16 protein-coding genes are annotated in these 16,689 nt (G+C 65.7%); 6 read left to right on the top strand and 10 right to left on the bottom strand.

The window, feature by feature from the left end; translation table 11 throughout:
- Positions 1-57 precede the first annotated feature (57 nt).
- The 3 genes from OHA42_RS37460 to OHA42_RS37450 are packed head-to-tail and all read right to left on the bottom strand — an operon-like array spanning position 58 to position 2,055.
- Positions 58-753 (bottom strand): LodA/GoxA family CTQ-dependent oxidase, encoded by a 696-nt coding sequence (locus OHA42_RS37460; RefSeq protein ID WP_406233036.1) that lies wholly within the window; start codon positions 751-753, stop codon positions 58-60.
- A complete protein-coding gene (locus tag OHA42_RS37455; protein WP_406233034.1) occupies positions 669-1,058 on the bottom strand; it encodes a LodA/GoxA family CTQ-dependent oxidase in 390 nt (129 codons plus the stop codon). The genes OHA42_RS37460 and OHA42_RS37455 overlap by 85 nt, the downstream gene beginning before the upstream one ends.
- A complete protein-coding gene (locus OHA42_RS37450) occupies positions 955-2,055 on the bottom strand; it encodes a tryptophan 7-halogenase (RefSeq protein ID WP_406233032.1) in 1,101 nt (366 codons plus the stop codon). The genes OHA42_RS37455 and OHA42_RS37450 overlap by 104 nt, the downstream gene beginning before the upstream one ends.
- A gap of 405 nt (positions 2,056-2,460) precedes the next feature.
- Between OHA42_RS37450 and OHA42_RS37445 the strand changes: the two genes are divergently transcribed.
- Complete coding sequence (locus tag OHA42_RS37445) at positions 2,461-3,189, top strand: TetR/AcrR family transcriptional regulator C-terminal domain-containing protein (protein WP_406233030.1); 729 nt, start codon at positions 2,461-2,463, stop codon at positions 3,187-3,189.
- A 22-nt stretch (positions 3,190-3,211) separates the two neighbouring features.
- Here OHA42_RS37445 and OHA42_RS37440 read toward each other — a convergent pair whose 3' ends face one another.
- The 4 genes from OHA42_RS37440 to OHA42_RS37425 form a co-directional block, all read right to left on the bottom strand.
- Positions 3,212-4,456, bottom strand: a complete 1,245-nt coding sequence (locus OHA42_RS37440) for a fatty acid desaturase family protein (protein ID WP_406233028.1) — start codon at positions 4,454-4,456, stop codon at positions 3,212-3,214.
- A gap of 205 nt (positions 4,457-4,661) precedes the next feature.
- Complete coding sequence (locus OHA42_RS37435; RefSeq protein WP_406233026.1) at positions 4,662-5,972, bottom strand: glycoside hydrolase family 130 protein; 1,311 nt, start codon at positions 5,970-5,972, stop codon at positions 4,662-4,664.
- Positions 5,972-6,985, bottom strand: coding sequence for a glycosyltransferase (locus OHA42_RS37430; protein ID WP_406233024.1), 1,014 nt, complete (start codon positions 6,983-6,985; stop codon positions 5,972-5,974). The genes OHA42_RS37435 and OHA42_RS37430 overlap by 1 nt, the downstream gene beginning before the upstream one ends.
- A complete protein-coding gene (locus OHA42_RS37425) occupies positions 6,982-8,175 on the bottom strand; it encodes a glycosyltransferase (RefSeq protein ID WP_406233022.1) in 1,194 nt (397 codons plus the stop codon). Before OHA42_RS37425 ends, OHA42_RS37430 begins: the two co-directional genes overlap by 4 nt.
- A 243-nt stretch (positions 8,176-8,418) precedes the next feature.
- Between OHA42_RS37425 and OHA42_RS37420 the strand changes: the two genes are divergently transcribed.
- From OHA42_RS37420 to OHA42_RS37410, 3 genes are all read left to right on the top strand, one after another.
- Positions 8,419-9,513: a glycosyltransferase family 4 protein gene (locus tag OHA42_RS37420; RefSeq protein ID WP_406233020.1), complete on the top strand. Its 1,095-nt coding sequence runs from the start codon at positions 8,419-8,421 to the stop codon at positions 9,511-9,513.
- A gap of 647 nt (positions 9,514-10,160) precedes the next feature.
- Positions 10,161-10,826, top strand: coding sequence for a trypsin-like serine protease (locus OHA42_RS37415; RefSeq protein ID WP_406233018.1), 666 nt, complete (start codon positions 10,161-10,163; stop codon positions 10,824-10,826).
- 74 nt (positions 10,827-10,900) lie between these two features.
- On the top strand, positions 10,901-12,238 hold the full coding sequence (locus tag OHA42_RS37410) for an MFS transporter (RefSeq protein WP_406233016.1): 1,338 nt from the start codon (positions 10,901-10,903) through the stop codon (positions 12,236-12,238).
- A 193-nt stretch (positions 12,239-12,431) separates the two neighbouring features.
- On the opposite strand, the gene OHA42_RS37405 is transcribed toward OHA42_RS37410, so the two are convergent.
- Positions 12,432-13,181, bottom strand: coding sequence for an SDR family oxidoreductase (locus OHA42_RS37405; RefSeq protein ID WP_406233014.1), 750 nt, complete (start codon positions 13,179-13,181; stop codon positions 12,432-12,434).
- A gap of 102 nt (positions 13,182-13,283) precedes the next feature.
- Here OHA42_RS37405 and OHA42_RS37400 point away from each other — a divergent pair, with 102 nt between their 5' ends.
- Together OHA42_RS37400 and OHA42_RS37395 are read left to right on the top strand one after the other, a co-directional pair.
- Positions 13,284-14,153, top strand: coding sequence for a helix-turn-helix transcriptional regulator (locus tag OHA42_RS37400; protein WP_406233012.1), 870 nt, complete (start codon positions 13,284-13,286; stop codon positions 14,151-14,153).
- A gap of 378 nt (positions 14,154-14,531) precedes the next feature.
- Positions 14,532-14,732: a hypothetical protein gene (locus OHA42_RS37395; protein WP_406233011.1), complete on the top strand. Its 201-nt coding sequence runs from the start codon at positions 14,532-14,534 to the stop codon at positions 14,730-14,732.
- 3 nt (positions 14,733-14,735) lie between these two features.
- On the opposite strand, the gene OHA42_RS37390 is transcribed toward OHA42_RS37395, so the two are convergent.
- A complete protein-coding gene (locus OHA42_RS37390; protein ID WP_406233009.1) occupies positions 14,736-15,587 on the bottom strand; it encodes a metallophosphoesterase in 852 nt (283 codons plus the stop codon).
- A 330-nt stretch (positions 15,588-15,917) separates the two neighbouring features.
- A complete protein-coding gene (locus tag OHA42_RS37385; RefSeq protein WP_406233007.1) occupies positions 15,918-16,628 on the bottom strand; it encodes a TetR/AcrR family transcriptional regulator in 711 nt (236 codons plus the stop codon).
- Between the last annotated feature and the right edge of the window lie 61 nt (positions 16,629-16,689).

Here is a 16,689-nt window from a genome sequence, read left to right as displayed (position 1 = left end):
CAGGGATCGCGCCTTCTGAAACATTCTTGACCTAATTGTTGCTGCAACAGTGTAGTGCTATTTTGTTGCGCTTATCGGAAAACGGGCCGCGCCCCTGCAGTGCCGCGCCGACGCGATTCTCGAGATGCATTGTGCGCCGCCTTTATCAGTGGATTTCCGAGTCTGTGGTGGTGTCCGCCGATTCCCCCTCGACCACGACGACCCGGCCGTCGGGAAGCGACGTGGTCGGAGCACGCCGAGGCGGCTCCAGCCGGCCACCATCTCGTCGTCGGCGACGGTTGCCGTGTCGTTCAGGCTGCGCGCCCATGGCCGTGCGGTCCGGGGCAGGCCGCCGATATCCGGCTGCGGGCCTGCAGCGGCGGCTTGCGGATCGCTCGAGCTTGACGAATCGGCAAGGGCCGCAAGGAATTCCGCGAAGGCGGCCTCGGTGATCACCTCGTCGGGCCGCTGCGCGGGCCACCAATGGACCTGGCAGTAGTAGAAATCGGCCTGCCATGGCAGCGCCATTCGCTTGGTGAGTTCCCCGGGGGGCAGGTCGGGGCGCAGCCGGTGTGGTTCCACATACATGTTCGGATCGCGGCTGGTGTAGGTCATTTCGATGCCAGGGAAGAACGGCCCGCCCGCACATGCCTCCAGCGCCGCGCGCTCGAGGGCGGCCGGTTGCTCGGTCACCGGTATCTGGTCGAACCGCCGCGGCGTCGGCTCGCGGCCCGGCCAGTCCGCGTCGAAGTCGCCGTCGGCCCACCGGCGCATTGCCGCATATTGGTGGGGCAGCAGAGCCAGGAACGTTGCCGCTTCATCCGGCCTTGTGCGTCCTTGAACGGCCCTTCGGGGTTTGTCGGAATAATCCCCGGCGCTTCCGGTCCGAGGAAGAACTCGTCCGGGCTGTTACCGACGCGCGCCACTCCGATGCCGGGGTGGATCTGCGCAAACGCGATGTGCGACGGGTCGGTGTCACTGCCGGCTGGTGGCGGGGATGTCGCGGCGCGTCCAGAAGGCCGAGGCGGGCCACCGCTGCTCGGTCCGGTATCGGTCGCTGCGCTGTCGGAGGTGCTCATCGAATAACTCCATCTCGCGGTGCGGGTAGTCGGTGATGGCCGAAAAGTCCTGGGTGCGTAGGGCATCGGCGGCCTGCGCCCCCGCGGCCGCGCTGCTGGCCGCGTGCAGGATCCCGCTGCTGCTGAGTGGGTCGTAGGTGGCCGCGGCGTCACCGACGGCGAGCCAATTCGGCCCGGCAACAGGGTCCAGCCTGGACGGGCCGGCCGCAGCGACGGCAAGGGCAGGGTTGGCTGCTGCCCGGGCGCGAGCACTGGTGTTCGGAGCTCGCTGCAGCAACGCGACCCACTGCTTGCCCAGTTCGTTCACCGCGAGATCGACGACCTCGGTGTCGGTGACCAACATGACCGATAGTCCATCGGTCGCCGGTGCCGAATACCACCAGCCGATATCGGTGGCTTCCACCAAAGTATCGGTCGCCCCGGCATTTCCGGTGGGTTCGCATGTGGTGGCGAAACTCGTCGTTTGATCGATATTGAGGCGGGTGGCGCCGAGTCCGCGTGCCACCCGCGCCGAACGGCCGGTCGCATCGATCACCACGGCGGCATCCACGTGCATCGCGCGGTCGGATGTTTCGACATACAGCGCAACGTGTTCGGTGCGGTTCTCGGCACGCGTGACGTGGCCGTCGATCAGGCGAACCCGGTGTTGGGCCGCTGTGGCGCGCAGCTCGGCCTCGAAAGCAGGCAGGCTGACATGCCAAGCGCATCCGTACGGGTGGCAGATGTAATGCCGTTCGCGCGGCTGCGCGCTACCCCAGCACGATTGATTGCTCCAACACTCGCGAGGTCCGGACCGGAGAAATTCCGGCCAGAGTCCGAGTTCTTCCAGCAGCGGCCGGAACTCTGGGGGCACCGTCTCGCCCCGATTTCGGCGTCGCGGCCGTGCGTGGATCAGCGCAACGCTCCTGCCTGCGCGGGCAGCGATCAACGCCGCCACCGATCCAGCGACTCCCGCGCCCGCGATGGCGACATCCACCGAGAGCTGGGGGACGGCCATTGCTTCACGGTAGGACCGGCGCACCTCGACTACACGGGTAGTCGAGTACTCGTCCTACCCGAGCAAATCCGCAGCGTGCTCGAGTATCGGTCCGTGCTGGGTATCGGTACTGCTCAGTGCTCGGAGTTTCGGTCGAGTTTGCGGGCTGCTCGTTCGGCCTTGACTGCCGCGCGGGTGGGGCGGCCCTCGTTATGCATCGTTAGCGGTTCGCTGGGGCGGAGAAATCGCTGGATGGCACGGAGCGCGGTGCGGGCTTTGTCGGCGAGCGTCATTGCGGTGGACTTCCTAGGGGCGGTAACCAGCTGGGTCGCCGAATACCTCCAGTGAACTCCGATGGACCGCGGGTGTCAACGCTGTAGGTATACACTCATGACCCACGCTTGTTGCATAGAGGGAGTGCTTGTGATGGCCGAATCGCCGACCGGCGGCAAGGGCGCGGCCGCAGGGGGTCGTGACAACGGCCAGATCACGCGGGCGGTGGTGCTTGCGGCCGCGCTGGAGATCGTCGATCGGGACGGGGTCGAGGGGTTGTCGATGCGCCGCTTGGCCGACGCGGTGGGCCGGGATCCGATGGTGATCTATCGACACGTGCCGAACAAGGCCGCGGTGCTCGACGGTGTCGCCGAGTCGGTGTTCGCCCAACTGGCGGTCAATGCCACCGGTAGCGACTGGGCCAACCAGTTACGGGTGGTCGCGCGCGACTTCCGGCTACTGGCTCTCGCGCATCCACGCGCGGTTCCACTGCTGGTGACGCGGCCGTTGGCGACGCCGCTGGGGATGCGCCCCCGAGCCGTAGTACGGCCTTTGGAAGACATCATCGGCCTGCTGACCCGCGCGGGATTCTCGGGAGCCGACGCACTGCATATCTACCGTGCGCTCTTCGGATTCCTCTACGGCCACATCCTCAACGAACTCCAGGAGCTCGTGGAACGTCCGGAGGAAACCGACGAAGTACTGCGCCTCGGGCTGCATCGGCTGCCGATCGGTGAGTTTCCGCTGCTGCGCGAGCTGGCCCCCGTCCTGGCGTCCTACGACGGCGCTGCGGAACTCGAGCGCGGGCTCGACATCCTGCTCGCCGGCCTCACCGCGACACTGCCTGATCCCGGCAAGGCCGCTCGCACGCCGGGCGGGTGATGCGAGAGGCGCGGTTCGGCTCTCAATGGCGCAGTGCGGCAATTGATTCGATGCGCCGACGGAGGGCGCGGTTCTTCAGTGCGGTGCGTAGACCGCGTCGGGTCGCCGCGGAGCCGGTGTCGGAGGTCGTGGCGGCGACATCCTTGTCGAATCGTCGTTCGGACGCGGTTTCGGGTGCGTCATCGCTGGTGGCGGTGAGGAAGCGGTCCGGAAGGGCGAGTTTGTGGATGGTGCGCAGCGTCAGCAGGTACTGGTGGGTCAACGAACCGGTGGTGTACGGCAGATCGTATTTGTCACACAGGGCGCGCACCCGCTCGGCGATCTCGGCATAGCGATTGCTCGGCAGGTCCGGGAACAGGTGATGTTCGATCTGGTAGCACAGGTTTCCACTCATGAATGCCAGCAGCGGGCCCGCATCGAAGTTCGCGGTGCCGAGCATCTGCCGCAGGTACCACTCCGGTTTGGTCTCGTGCTCCATGACTTCGGGAGTGAATTTCTCGGCGCCGTCGGGGAAATGTCCACAGAAGATCACCAGATACGCCCAGATATTGCGCAGCACATTGGCGGAGGCATTCGCGGCTATGGTTCGCCGCCACCGCCGCCCGCTGAGCATCGGGAAGAGCAGATAATCCTTTCCTGCCTGCCTGCCGAGCTTGCCGATCATCGCCCTGGTCTGCGCGGTCTTCTGCTCCTGGGTGGGCATGCGATCGCGCTCGGCATACATGCCGTGCAGGGCGATACCCCACTCGAAGGTGGCGGCCAGGAAGAGATTCTGCAATGGCTGCAGCAGAAAACGGGGCTGCCAGGTTTGGTCGCGCGTCACCCGCATGACACCGAAGCCGATGTCGTCATCCATGTCGAGCACATTCGTGAACACATGGTGGCGATAGTTGTGCGAGTAGCGCCACTGCGCCGAAACGCCGGCCATATCCCATTCCCAAGTGCTGGAATGTATTTCGGGATCGTTCATCCAATCCCATTGGCCGTGGCACACATTGTGGCCGATTTCCATGTTCTCGATGCTCTTGGCCACCGCCAAGCCCGCGGTGCCGAGCAGCCAACCGGCCTTGGTCCTGCTGCCGCCGATCACCAGCCGCGACGCGGCATCCAGTACCCGCTGGAAGACAATCGTGCGACGGATGTACGCCGCGTCCCGCTCGCCACGCTGCTCGGTGATGTCCCGGCGGATCGCATCGATTTCGTGCCCGAGCGCCTCGACGTCGGCCGCGCTCAAATGCGCGTATTCCTTGATTTCGGTGATTGCCATACCAGGTCCTCGTTGTTCTGTGAGATCGAAACTCTGGTGCGCAGTCACCATAGTGATGAAAGTGCCCATCCAGGTGGAACCCCACGTTGGCCGAGATCTGATCTGCCAGAACTCCAGTACACGCCCGTATAGGTCAAGTGTCAACGGTGTAGGTCAACGAGTGAAGACTACAGTGTGAATAAACGATGAAGCAGTGCGCGAGCCCTCAGTCGGGACCGGCTTCCAGGGTTTGCCGCAGCAGCGTCGGTAGCGATATGAACGCGAATCCGACCGCCGAGTCGCTGCACCCATAGGGCAGCACGAGGGTGTCCTGGTGGACCAGTGCGCCGCAGGAATACACGACGTTGGGCACATAGCCGTTGCGTTCGGCCTCGTTCGGCGCCAGCAGTGGTCTGCGCAGTGCGCCGATGACACGGGTCGGATCGTCGAGGTCGAGCAGCATCGCACCGATGCCGTAGGTACGCATCGGTCCGACGCCATGGGTCAGCACCAGCCAGCCCGCGGGTGTTTCGATCGGCGGACCACAATTGCCGAGCTGGATCAGCTCCCATGGCCGGGTCGGCCGATAGACGGTGACCGGGTCGCTCCACACGCGAGCGTCGGCAGAGCTGACCACGCTGATGCTTTCCCGATCCCACCGCGACAGCATCAGATATCGGCCGCCGACCTGTCGCGGAAAGAGCGCCATCCCTTTGTCCCGGGCTCCGTCTCCGGCAAGTGCGGTGCTGACGAAGGTGGTGAAATCGCTGGTGTGCAGCAGTCTCGGTGTGACAACCGCGCCGTCGAATGCGGTGTAGGTGGCGTAATACGTCACGGTCCCGTCCGCCGTGACGAAGCGGGTGAACCGCGCGTCTTCGATCCCGCGGCTCTCCTCGTCGACTGCCGGGAAGAGCGCTCGCTCACACATCGGGAGTTCGGCCGGAAAGGCCACGGTGTAGTCGCCGGACGCCGTCGAGGTGAACTGCCCGGTCTCGATGTAGGGCGTCTGCTCGTCCAGCCGAACCGAATCTCCTTGTCCGAGTAGGCCGGTCCGGAACTCGATGCTCGAAATATGTCCTTCACCGAGCGCGCGCAGGCTCATGACGAAGCGCAGTTCGCCAGGGGCAACACCGGATTGATCGGGGTGCGCGACGATCGACGGATTGAACAACGCCGCGGCTTCGACCGCGTACTCCTGGGTGAAGCAGGCGCCGATGAGCTGACGGCGTTCGAGCGTCGGCGTCGATGTGCGCGGTACCCGGTGCGCGACCTGCGCATAGTGCGTCGCGAACGTTGCGCCGATATCGCGGTGCCGTTCGCCGAACCGGCCCATCGTGTCGGCCATGGTGGCCGACACATCCGCATCGGAGAGGCCGAGCACTCGCGCGATGATGGCGTCGGCGCGCGAAATGCCTTGCCCGAGAATCTCCTGGCCGGGCAGGAACAGTCTGGCCAAGACCCGGCGTTGGTCGGGATACAGCGCCCGGTCGCCCCGCCGCGCGAGCTGGGCCGGACTCGGCGCCGCGGGGTCGGCCACTACCGCGCCCGCTGAAGTCGGCGGGCGTGTTGCTGGGTGGAAATCAGCGCGAGTGTCGATTCGGCGCCTTGGTTTTCGTTTCTGCCGGTCGGTTCCAGTCCGTCACAGCAGCCGCCGCTGACCTCGTCGAGCAATGGCGTCCCGACGTCGTTCGCGCCGCGGAACCAGCTGTCGCACAGCAGGACCGCATCCTTCCAGCGCTGGTCGCCGGTCTGGTCGTAGGCGCGGGCGCACGCGTCTGCCAAACTCGCGACCTCGATCGGCTGCTGATCGAAGCCGGGTCGCAGCTCGCCGGTGGTCCAGCCGTCGACGGGGGTCACCGACAGGTGGTCGCCCGCCGTTTCCACCTCGAGCAGCCAGCGCAGCATTACCAGTCCATCGGCGTGTGTTCGTTCCTCGCCGAGGGCCGCGCCCGCCACCAGAATCGCCTCGGCCAACACCGCATTGGCGTAGTCGAGCCGGGGTTCGGGCCAGCGCCAGTGCAGTTTTCGAGTCGGTGGCCCGATCAGCGCGCTCGCGCTGGCCAGTAGCTCACGGGCGACCTGGTTGGTCGGATCGGCCTGCAGCACTTCGGCCGCACCGAGCGCCGCGAAGGCCATCGCGCGCGGCCATTGCGAACGCCGTCGCGCACCGACGGTGAAATGCGCGAGCGCGGTCTCCGCCAGGTCCGGCCTTCGGGCGACCACCGAGCCGAGCGCCCACAGGCCGCGGCCCCAATGGTCTTCGAGGCTCGGCTCGTCCTGCCAGGTTCGGTCGGTTCCGCGGCGATTGTGGAAGCGGCCGTCGGTGGCGAGTGCGCTGACAACGAAGTCCAGATACACCTGCGTGAGGGCGAGCAGTTGCGTGTCGGGCTCGGGCTCGCGGACGGCGACAACGAGGGCGCGCGCGACGTCATCGACGCAATAGCCGTTCTCGGTGCGCGGTTCGGTGAACTTCGCGTGCTCGAAGATCCCGCAGTCATCGCTGAGCCGGAACATGTGTGCGTAGGAGATGGTGATGGTGTTGTTGTTCATGCGGTGGCCAGCTTTCGGTCGGCCTGCAGGGTTTCCGTGGCGAGCGCGCGATACTTGCGGCTCACTGAGGACCAGAGCAGTTCGGGTGCAATGCGATCGGCTTCCTCGCCCATGCGACTCGCGAGGCCGGGCTCGGTGAGGATGCGGCGCAGTGCCGTCGCAATGGCAGTGGGCGACTCTCTCTCGACGAGCAGGCCCGCGCCGCTCGACAGCAACTCCTGCGCATGTGGGAAGGCCGTCGATACCACCGGTTTGCCCGCGGCGACGGCCTCGATCAACACGCCGGAGGTCACCTGCTCGCGCGAATCATAGGGCAGGAGTACGACATCGGCCTGCCGGATCAGCCGGTACAGCTCGGCGCTCGACAGGTAGCGGGCATCGAAATGCACGACGTTGCCGACCCCGCGACGACGGGCACGTTCGACCAGTCCGGTGCGATAGGACTCGCCGTGCTGTTCCAGCACCCGGGGGTGAGTCTGTCCGACCACCCGATACTGCGCCGCAGGTCGCAGATCGGCGAGCTGGGCCATCGCATCGATGCCCCACTCGATGCCCTTGCCGGCACCGAGCAGCCCCCAGGTGAGGATTACCGGTGACCGTGAGATCGGCTGGTGCCGGTCCTCGGGCTGTCCGGCGCGGTTGTCGGCGGCTCCGTGCGGGATCAGCCGGATCTTCGTCGGGTCGACCGTGTAGTGATCGATGAGCCGTTGGCCTGCGGTTTTCGTCATCGTGACGACCGCAGCGCAGATGCGAGCGAGCTCTTCGAGAATCACTCGTTGCCGGGACGTCGGGGTGGCCAGCACGGTGTGCAGCACCACGATCGCTGGAACACGAAGGGCGCGAACGGTTTCGAGCACATCGGCACCGTCTCGGCCGCCGAAGATGCCGAACTCGTGTTGGACTATCGCCACGTCGTAGCGGTTGAGCGCCGCGGCCGCGGCGATCGCGCCGCCGCGTGCGCTACGCACCCACTGATGCGCCACCTCGGGCAGCGGTGCCTGCTCGGGGGTGTCGACAACGGCGACAACGCCGACCGTACTCACCTCGCGCACCGGTTCGCGGACCAAATCGACTGGTGTATAACTGTTTTCGTGCGATGTCAGCGAAGCGACCAAGGCGTCGGTGAAGGTCGCCAACCCGCACTGGGTGGGCGGATACGTGCTCAGAACTCCATAGGACCGAACTGACACGACGTCAGCCTTCCTGTTTCGAGGCAGCGTCTACGGTGGCGCTGTCTGTAGCCACTCAATTGGCTATCGTGCTGCGCTCGAGCGCTTGAGAATCTGCTCCGGACTGCAACACGGGCGGATCGACCACTAGGCCCCGATCGTAACACCCAGGTCACGGGACATGGGGCGTGGTACGGTCGTGTTATCAAGTCCGCTCCGTCACTCGACGATTCTCGCGGCAAAATCGCCAGTAATCGAGGATCTATGAAAATCGGCGTTATTTCATCGGTCGCACACCGGTCGCCTCCGAAAAACTATGGACCGTGGGAGCAAATCGCCTCGACCTTGGCCGAGGGATTCCTCGCGCGTGGCCACGAGGTGACGCTGTTTGCCACCGCAGACTCGACGACGTCGGCACGGCTGGTCGGTCCCGTTCCTTCGGGATACGAAGAGACGGTCGACGCGGATGCGAAAGTGCTAGAGGCGCTGCACAATTCGACCGTGTTCGAGCATGCGGGAGAGTTCGACGTGCTCGCCAACCACTTCGACTTCATGCCGCTGACCTACAGCAGGCTGGTGTCGACCCCGATGGTCACCACGATCCACGGCTTTTCCTCGCCGAAAATCGTGCCCGTTTATCGGGCATTCGATGATATTGCGCACTACGTGGCGGTCAGTGCCGCCGATCGCCACCCGGATCTCGGCTATGACGCGACCATTCATCACGGCGTCGACCTCGCGGATTTTACCTTCCGGCCGGAGCACGGCGAATATCTGCTCTTTCTCGGCAGAATCCACCCGGAAAAGGGCACCCACCTGGCGATCGAGGTGGCGCGGCTGGCCGGGCTTCCGCTGATCATCGCAGGCGTGATTCAAGACGAGGAATACTTCCGCACCGCGGTCGAGCCGCATCTCGCCGATGCGGCGGTGACCTACGTCGGTCCGGTCGGTCCCGCGCAGCGCGACGAGTTGCTCGGCGGCGCGCGTGCGCTGCTGCACCTCATCGGTTTCGCCGAGCCGTTCGGATTGTCGGTCATCGAATCCTTGGCAACCGGAACACCGGTCATCGCCACGCCATTGGGATCGATGCCGGAGATCGTGCGCGATGGCTCGACGGGATTTCTGGTGACCGATGTCTCCGCTGCGGTCGAAGCGGTAGCCGAGATCGGCACGATCGACCGCCGCGCGTGCCGGGACGATGTGAAGGCACGCTTCGACGCGGACCGGATGATCGACGCCTACCTCACGCTGTTCGAGCGGATTGTGCGACTGCCTCGGCGGTCCGCCGAGTTCGCCGCACCTGTGACGGTGGGGCAGTCCATCGGCTCGCCGGGGCTGTTCTCACACGCAGGTCTGTAGTCACGGCCGCGTTGACGGAATCCGGTGTGTCCGAGTCCTGGTGGAATTGGCTCGGCGCCGCTAAGACCGTGTCTCACGTCGCAGAGTCAGGAAGCACGCAGGCAGTGGCCAGTTGTACGCACTACTCTCGGGGGTACGCAGTTCGAGCCATTGATAGCATGAGTGCCGGTCGGACAGACTGCTTCGGCGTACGCGACTAGGAGGTGGTCGCCGCCATTGATACGGGTCAGGTCAGGCCGAATATTTCGGGGGCATGCGTATAGATGTACGTTTGCCGAAAACCCACCTCCTTCGCGCGCCATCAAAGAACCGCGTCCGACGTTGATGTGATGCATGCAGGGTGCGTCCCAGAATGGGGCACCACCGTTGGGTGATCGAGCGCATGATTTCCTGGTTGGCGGCGCCGTCGGCACCGTGCTCAGGGCGCGCTTGTACTCCCACGTCCCGTTACCGCTGTTGTCTATGGCTCCGGTCATCGGCGCGACGGCACTCGGATTCGCCGCCTGAACTCTGTTCGCCTCGGCTGGGAAGCAAGGGGTCGTGGTTTAGCGCGCGCATCGCGGCGGCGGGCGATATCGTGCACGTGTCGGCGGCGCAGGCGGATTACCGGCGCAGTGGCCGGCCCGACACGACCGAGAAGGCGAATCATGCACTACCGCAACAGGCTGTCGATGTCGGTGATCGTGGCGGCCCTCGCGGTATGCCTCGGCGTGGGATCCCCCGCGACCGCGCAGGCTCAGGTGACCGCGTACCCGGGCATGACGATCCGGACTGCCGACCGGATCTGCTCGGTCGGGGCTACGGGACATATGGGTAGTGCGCAGTACGCCGTCACGGCCGCGCACTGCTTTCAGCAAGGGGCGCGCGTCTACGACGCAAACGGCGGCCTCGTCGGATGGTTCGAACAGAGCTACGGTGACGACTCGACGGTCGCGAACCTCGGTTTCGCCCTCATCCGACTTGCGAACAATGTCGGCATCTCGGCCTCGCTCGGCACCTTCGGCATCCAATCCACCTACACCGAACCCTTTGTCGGCGAGGGCGTGTGCCACGTCGGCTGGGCAACCACCTGGACATGCGGAACCATTACCTCGATCGGCGATAACTACTTCATCACCGACTTCAACGCCGACCGGGGCGATTCCGGCGGCATTGTGTACAACCAGACCCCGGAGGGACGTGCGGCATTCCTCGGAATCCTGATCGGGGGCAAGGAATCCGGCGGCGTCGTGGTCGAAACAGCCAACTACCTGCGGGATACCATCGACGCCCATGCCGTCGGCTACGACAGCTTTCGCTGGTACATCGAATAGCGGCACCGGCGCGGTCGGCCGTCTCCCGTCCCCGACGACTTGACTCCCGGGCGTCGCGCGTCGAGAGTGCCCGAATGGTCCACGCCACTGATGTGTCCGGCGCGACGGTGCGCAAGGTCACCCTCCGTCTGGTGCCCTTTCTCGGGCTGCTGTATTTCGTCAACTACCTGGATCGGGTGAATATCGGCTTCGCCGGGCCCAGCGGTATGAAGGCTGATCTCGGGTTGAGCGAAACCGCGTTCGGCCTCGCCTCCGGGATCTTCTTCATCGGCTACCTCATTCTCGAAGTGCCGAGCAATCTGGCGCTGCATCGGTTCGGGGCGCGGCGGTGGATCGCCAGGATCATGGCGAGCTGGGGGATCGTCGCCACCGCAATGGCTTTTGTGCCCAACGAAACCATGCTGTATTTGCTGCGCTTCGCACTCGGTGTTGCGGAGGCCGGCTTCTTCCCCGGCATTCTGCTCTACCTCACCTACTGGTTCCCGCAGCAGCACCGCGCGAAGATCGTTGCCTTGTTCATGACCGCGGTACCGATCTCCACCGCGCTCGGCTCGACGGTGTCGAGTCTGATCATCCAGTACGGCGATGGCGTGTTCGGGCTCACCGGCTGGCGCTTCATGTTCCTGGCCGAGGGCCTGCCCGCGCTGGCGCTCGCGGTCATGACCTGGTTCTACCTCACCGACCGTCCGGACAAGGCGCGCTGGCTCTCGCCGCCCGAACGCGATTGGCTGACAGCCGAACTCGCCGCCGAACAGGCCGCGCTGGAGCAGGCCGAGCACTGGACGGTGCGCAAGGCACTGACCCATCCGCGCGTACTCGGCCTCGCCCTCGTCTACGGTGGCATCGTCTACGGCCTGTATGCGCTCGGGTTCTTTCTGCCGACCATCATCGGCGGATTCCAGCAGCAGTACGGAACGCACTTCTCGATCGTCCAGCGCGGTCTCATCAATGCCGTGCCCTACGTCATCGGCGCGGTCGTCATGGTGTTGTGGAGCAAGCACGGCGACCGAACCGGTGAACGGACCTGGCACGTCGCCCTGCCCGCACTGATCGGCGGACTCGCCATCCCGGTGGCCCTCTACCTCGGAAATCCGTTCGCGGCAATGGCCGCTGTCACCGTGTGCGCGGTCGGGGTGCTCGCCGCGCTACCCACTTTCTGGGCGCTGCCGAGTACCTTCCTCTCCGGCGCCGCTGCGGCGGGCGGCATCGCGCTGATCAACTCGATCGGCAATGTCAGTGGCTTCGTCGCGCCGTATGTGACCGGTGCGTTGAAGGATCTGACCGGCGGCCAGCGCGCTGGTTTGTGGGTTGTCGGGCTCTGCATGGTGGGGGCGGCGCTGGGCGTACTGGTTCTGCGAAACCGAACGCGTGCGCTGCAGGGCGGTCTCCTGCCCACGTCACCGTCTGCATGATGTGATGAACTCCCGCTGTCCGCACCACAATTCGGACCCGTATCGACGCGGGACAGGAATAGCGCTCCGCGCTGCCGCGTGGGTGGTGTGTAGGCGGTCGGCGATGAGCTGGTGATGAGGTGGGCGGCATTGTCATCGGTGAGGCGGTCGGCGCGGTGGCGCCGATGGCCGCGCGGCCATCGGCGCCCGGTGGTCAGCCTTGTTCGGTGGGGACGACGATCAGCTCGGCCACATTGACCCGGCGGGGTGCCGCGACGGCGTAGACGATCGCGTCGGCGATGTCGGCGGGGGTGAGGGTTTCCAGTTGGGTGCGCCATTCGGCAAGACCGGCCCGTTGGCTGTCGTCGCGCATGCCGTCCCCGAGTTCGGTGGTGACGAAACCGGGTTCAATGTTCTTGACGCGGACGCCGCGCGGGCCGAACTCGGCCCGCAGGTTGCGGGTCAGGTGTGCGACGGCGGCCTTGGTCGCGTCGTAGACGCCGTAGTTGGGGAAGACCGCGTGCCCGCCGATGGAACCGACGTGCACCAGGTCGGCGCGCCGGGCCGCGCTCGCGGCGGCGAGCAGGTCATCGATGAAAGCCTTTCCGGTGTAGAGCAATCCGTTGATGTTGGTGGCGACCATCTGATCCCACTCATCGGTGTGGGCGGATTCGAACGGCGCCGCGAGCATGACGCCCGCATTGGCGACGACAATGTCGATCGGGCCGAAGGTGGCACGGACCGTTGCCGCGGCGTCGAGTACGGACTGCTCGACGGCGACATCGGTCGCGACGGCAATGGCCCGGCCACCGATCTCGGCCGCCAGCTCTTCGAGACGATCTTTGCGCCTGCCGAGCAGGGCGACCCGCGCGCCCGCGGCGGCGAGCTGCTGAGCGGTGGCGGCGCCGATTCCGCTGGATGCTCCGGTGACGACTGCCACCCGGCCTTCGAGGTTGTTTGTCATGACCGCAACGTTCGGGCAGGTCACGGCCTTGTGCCAGGCTGCGGGCTTCCTGGGTGCGGCAGGGCCACCCGCACGGCGCGGTGCGCGTCTAGGCTCGGATTCATGGATTCCGACAACCGATTGGGCGCCTTTCTGCGGGCACGGCGGGAGTTGGTGCGTCCCGAACAATTCGGGATGCCGGGCGGCGGTCATCGGCGGGTATCGGGGCTACGGCGTGAAGAGGTCGCGTTGCTGGCCGGAATGAGCGCCGACTACTACACCCGGATCGAACAGGGGCGCGACAAACATCCGTCGGAACAGGTTGTCGAGGCATTGGCCCGGGTGTTCGCGCTCGATGAGGCGGGCACGGCGCATCTGCGGGAGCTGGCCCGGCCGGTCGCGCGGCGCAAGCGGGCGGCGCGACGGCCCGAACGGGTCGGCCCCAGTTTGTTGCGACTGATGCGGGCATGGCCGAATACTCCGGCGTTGGTGCTCGGCCGATGCCTGGATGTGCTGGCTGCCAACCCGCTTGCCGTCGCCGTCAATTCCTGTTCGGTACCCGGCGTCAATCAGGTCCGGATGGTGTTTCTCGACCCGGAGGCCCGCAATCTCTATCCGGACTGGCCGACCGTTGCCGCGGAAACCGTTGCCACCCTGCGTGCCTGCGTCGGCGCGGATCTGGACGACCCCCGGCTGATCGACATCGTCGGCGAGTTGTCGTTGAAGAGTGAGGACTTTCGCCGCCTCTGGGCACGACATGATGTCCGCGCGAAAACCGTTGGGGTGAAGCGCTTCCACAATCCGGTGGTCGGGGCACTGACACTGTCCTACGACACGTTCGCGGTGAATGGCGCGCCAGGTCAGCTCCTCATCGTCTACCACGCCGAACCCGGCTCCGACTCGGAGCGGTCGATGGCATTGCTCGGCAGCATGATCGCCTCCGACAGCGAAACCCTCGAGTCTCCGGTCGATGTGGACGTGCACCAAGCGTGAACAGCAAACGTTCGAGAGTGTCATGTGTTGCGGCTCGGACTGCCGTCTCGTAGTCCACCGGTACCTGCGAAATTGGCCCCAGCATCAAGCCGGAGCGTCCCGGCATCTCGGGGTCGGGCCGGAGCGCGGCGGCTGCCTTGCGGCAACTCCGTTTCTCCCACCTGCCGTCCGAACCGGGACTTGCCGGAGGTTCGCGAGTGCTTCCCGAAGCTGTTCGGCCTGTGGGACGCTGTGCGGGCTCAGTACTGGGATATCGTGTCGCCGCTGGACCATCTGCGCTACGTGGGGCCTTGCGATTCAGTGCGCGAAGGCGGTGTCAACGGATGCAACGCGACCCGGATGGATGAACTTCCCTGTGCTGTAAGGCATTCGGTGTAGATGCCCGAAATGATCCCGTTCCAGCCAGCTGGCGAAATCGCCCCGTCTGTGCGCGCATTGCTCGCAGCGTTCCACGAGGACACTGCCCGCAAGCTCGAACTTGCACCCGTCGACAGTCAGCCGATCGTCCACCAGTCGGACGGAACACTCTGCGACGTGGACGACGACGGCTGGCTGGACTCATTCGATGACCTGCAGTGAATATCAGCTCGCCAACTCCGGATGCTCGCGGTCCACCGACGCGCGGCTATATGGCAATTGCAGTACCAGCCAAGACTTGTCGCCGTCGTAGTCGTGCTGATGGGAGGCCTCCGGATCCGCGCCGAGCCCGTCGACCTGCGTCCATTGATCGGCACCGCACCGAATCATGTCGGTGTAGCGATAGTGCAGATGTCCGTGCAGCATCAGGCCGGGCCGCAGCGTGTTCACCGCGCGCTGGATACGGTCCTGATTGGGCAGGCACTCGGGCAGATTCTTGCGATTCCAGTCCGGGGCCGAGTCGCGCGGTTTGTCGTGCGCGAGTAGCACATCGACCGGCGAGGTGTCGGCGGTGAGCACCGCATCGAACTCCTCATCGGTCATCTGCTCTTCCGGAAACCACAGCTTCCCCGTCGTGGCCGGGCGCCGCGACGACCCGAAGCGCCTGCGCCGCTCCGCATGCTGTTCGCTCTGCGCCTCCTTCGCCAATCGCCACGACTTGTCGACCGAATACGCCCCACCGAACGCTGCGAACCGCGTCCCCTCCCACACCCATCGATGCCCACGCGGGGCATACCGAATATTGCTGCGGCACACCAGGAAGCCGTCCTCATCGGCTTTACCGTCATACAGCTCATGGACCAGCGACGACTTATCGTGATTGCCGTCGAGGAAGTACACCTGAACCCGCTGCTTGCGCGCCGCCCGATTCACCACATCGAAGTAGTGCCTGCCCTCCGGCGTGTGTTCCCACGCGCCGAAGTCCCCGAGCACGAACATCCGCTCGCACTTCTGCCGCACCGCAACACGCACCAACCGCACCGCATGATCGGTATTGCCGTGTATATCCCCGGTCATCAGCACGCTCCCCATGACAACATCGTCGCAGGCGCGTCCACACTCGGCATCCGCATTTTCACCCATATCGAATGGCCTGGCCGCAGATCCAGCTCATCGCGGGTTCGGCAGGTCGATGCAGGGTTCCGATCGCGATCGTCAGGCTTGGTGTCAGTGCGCGCCGACCCGCATGCCGACCGGCCGTTGACGTCGTCCGGCGGCAGCCGGTGGCAGCGGCGATGCGGCCTGCCGAGCAGGGCCGGGATACCGACGAGCGTCACGGTCGCGGTCGTTCTGGACGCCCTCGTTCGATCGAGTAGCGGGCGGTCAGGGCTGATCAGGGCGCAGTTGTCAGCCGCGGATGCGGGCGGCGATGCCGTCCAGCATGCAGTCGAGACCGAAGTCGAAGCGCTGCTCGGGACCGGCGTCCTCGGCGTCGGCGACGCGGCGGGCGAAGTGGGGGTAGGCGTTGCTCGCGATGACTTCGCGGATGTAGGGCGCGACGGCGGCACGCCATTCGTCTTCGGTGTGGCCGGTGCGGCGTTGCGCCTGCTCCTCGGCGAGGTGTCGGGCGACCGCCCCGAAGACGTAGGCGTCGACGGTGTCGACGACAGCGGCCGCGACAGTGATGTCGGCGGTGAGGGTGCAGGCAGCTGCTAGTGCAATGTCTTGCAGGCGTAGGGAATTCGCGCCGAGGGTGGGGCGTCCGGTGAGTTCGGCGGCGAGCCACGGGTGGCGGATCATGGTGGCGCGCAGATGGCGGGCCACCGCGGTGAGGTCGGTGCGCCAATCGCCTGCCAGCTGCGGGGGTTCCACTTCGCCGTTGACCGCATCGATCATCAGGTCCAGCAGGTCGTCGCGGCTGGCCACGTAGCGGTAGAGCGATGCGGTGCCGGACTGGAGCTCGGTGGCGATGCGCCGCATCGAGACGGCCTCGAGTCCTGTGCTGTCGGCGAGGTCGACGGCGGTGCGGACGATCTGCTCTACGTCGGGCGCGCTGCGGCGTGGGGTGCGCCGCTCCTTGGTCCACACCACAGCGGGGGTCTCCGCCGACTTCGCCACTCCGTCCTCCTTGTGAAAAGTCCGACCTTGCGAACATCGTAGCAGTATGCCTACGGTGTAG

Source organism: Nocardia sp. NBC_01009 (assembly GCF_045208035.1).
Classification (GTDB): domain Bacteria; phylum Actinomycetota; class Actinomycetes; order Mycobacteriales; family Mycobacteriaceae; genus Nocardia.
This window is presented reverse-complemented; position numbering and strand designations above follow the sequence as displayed.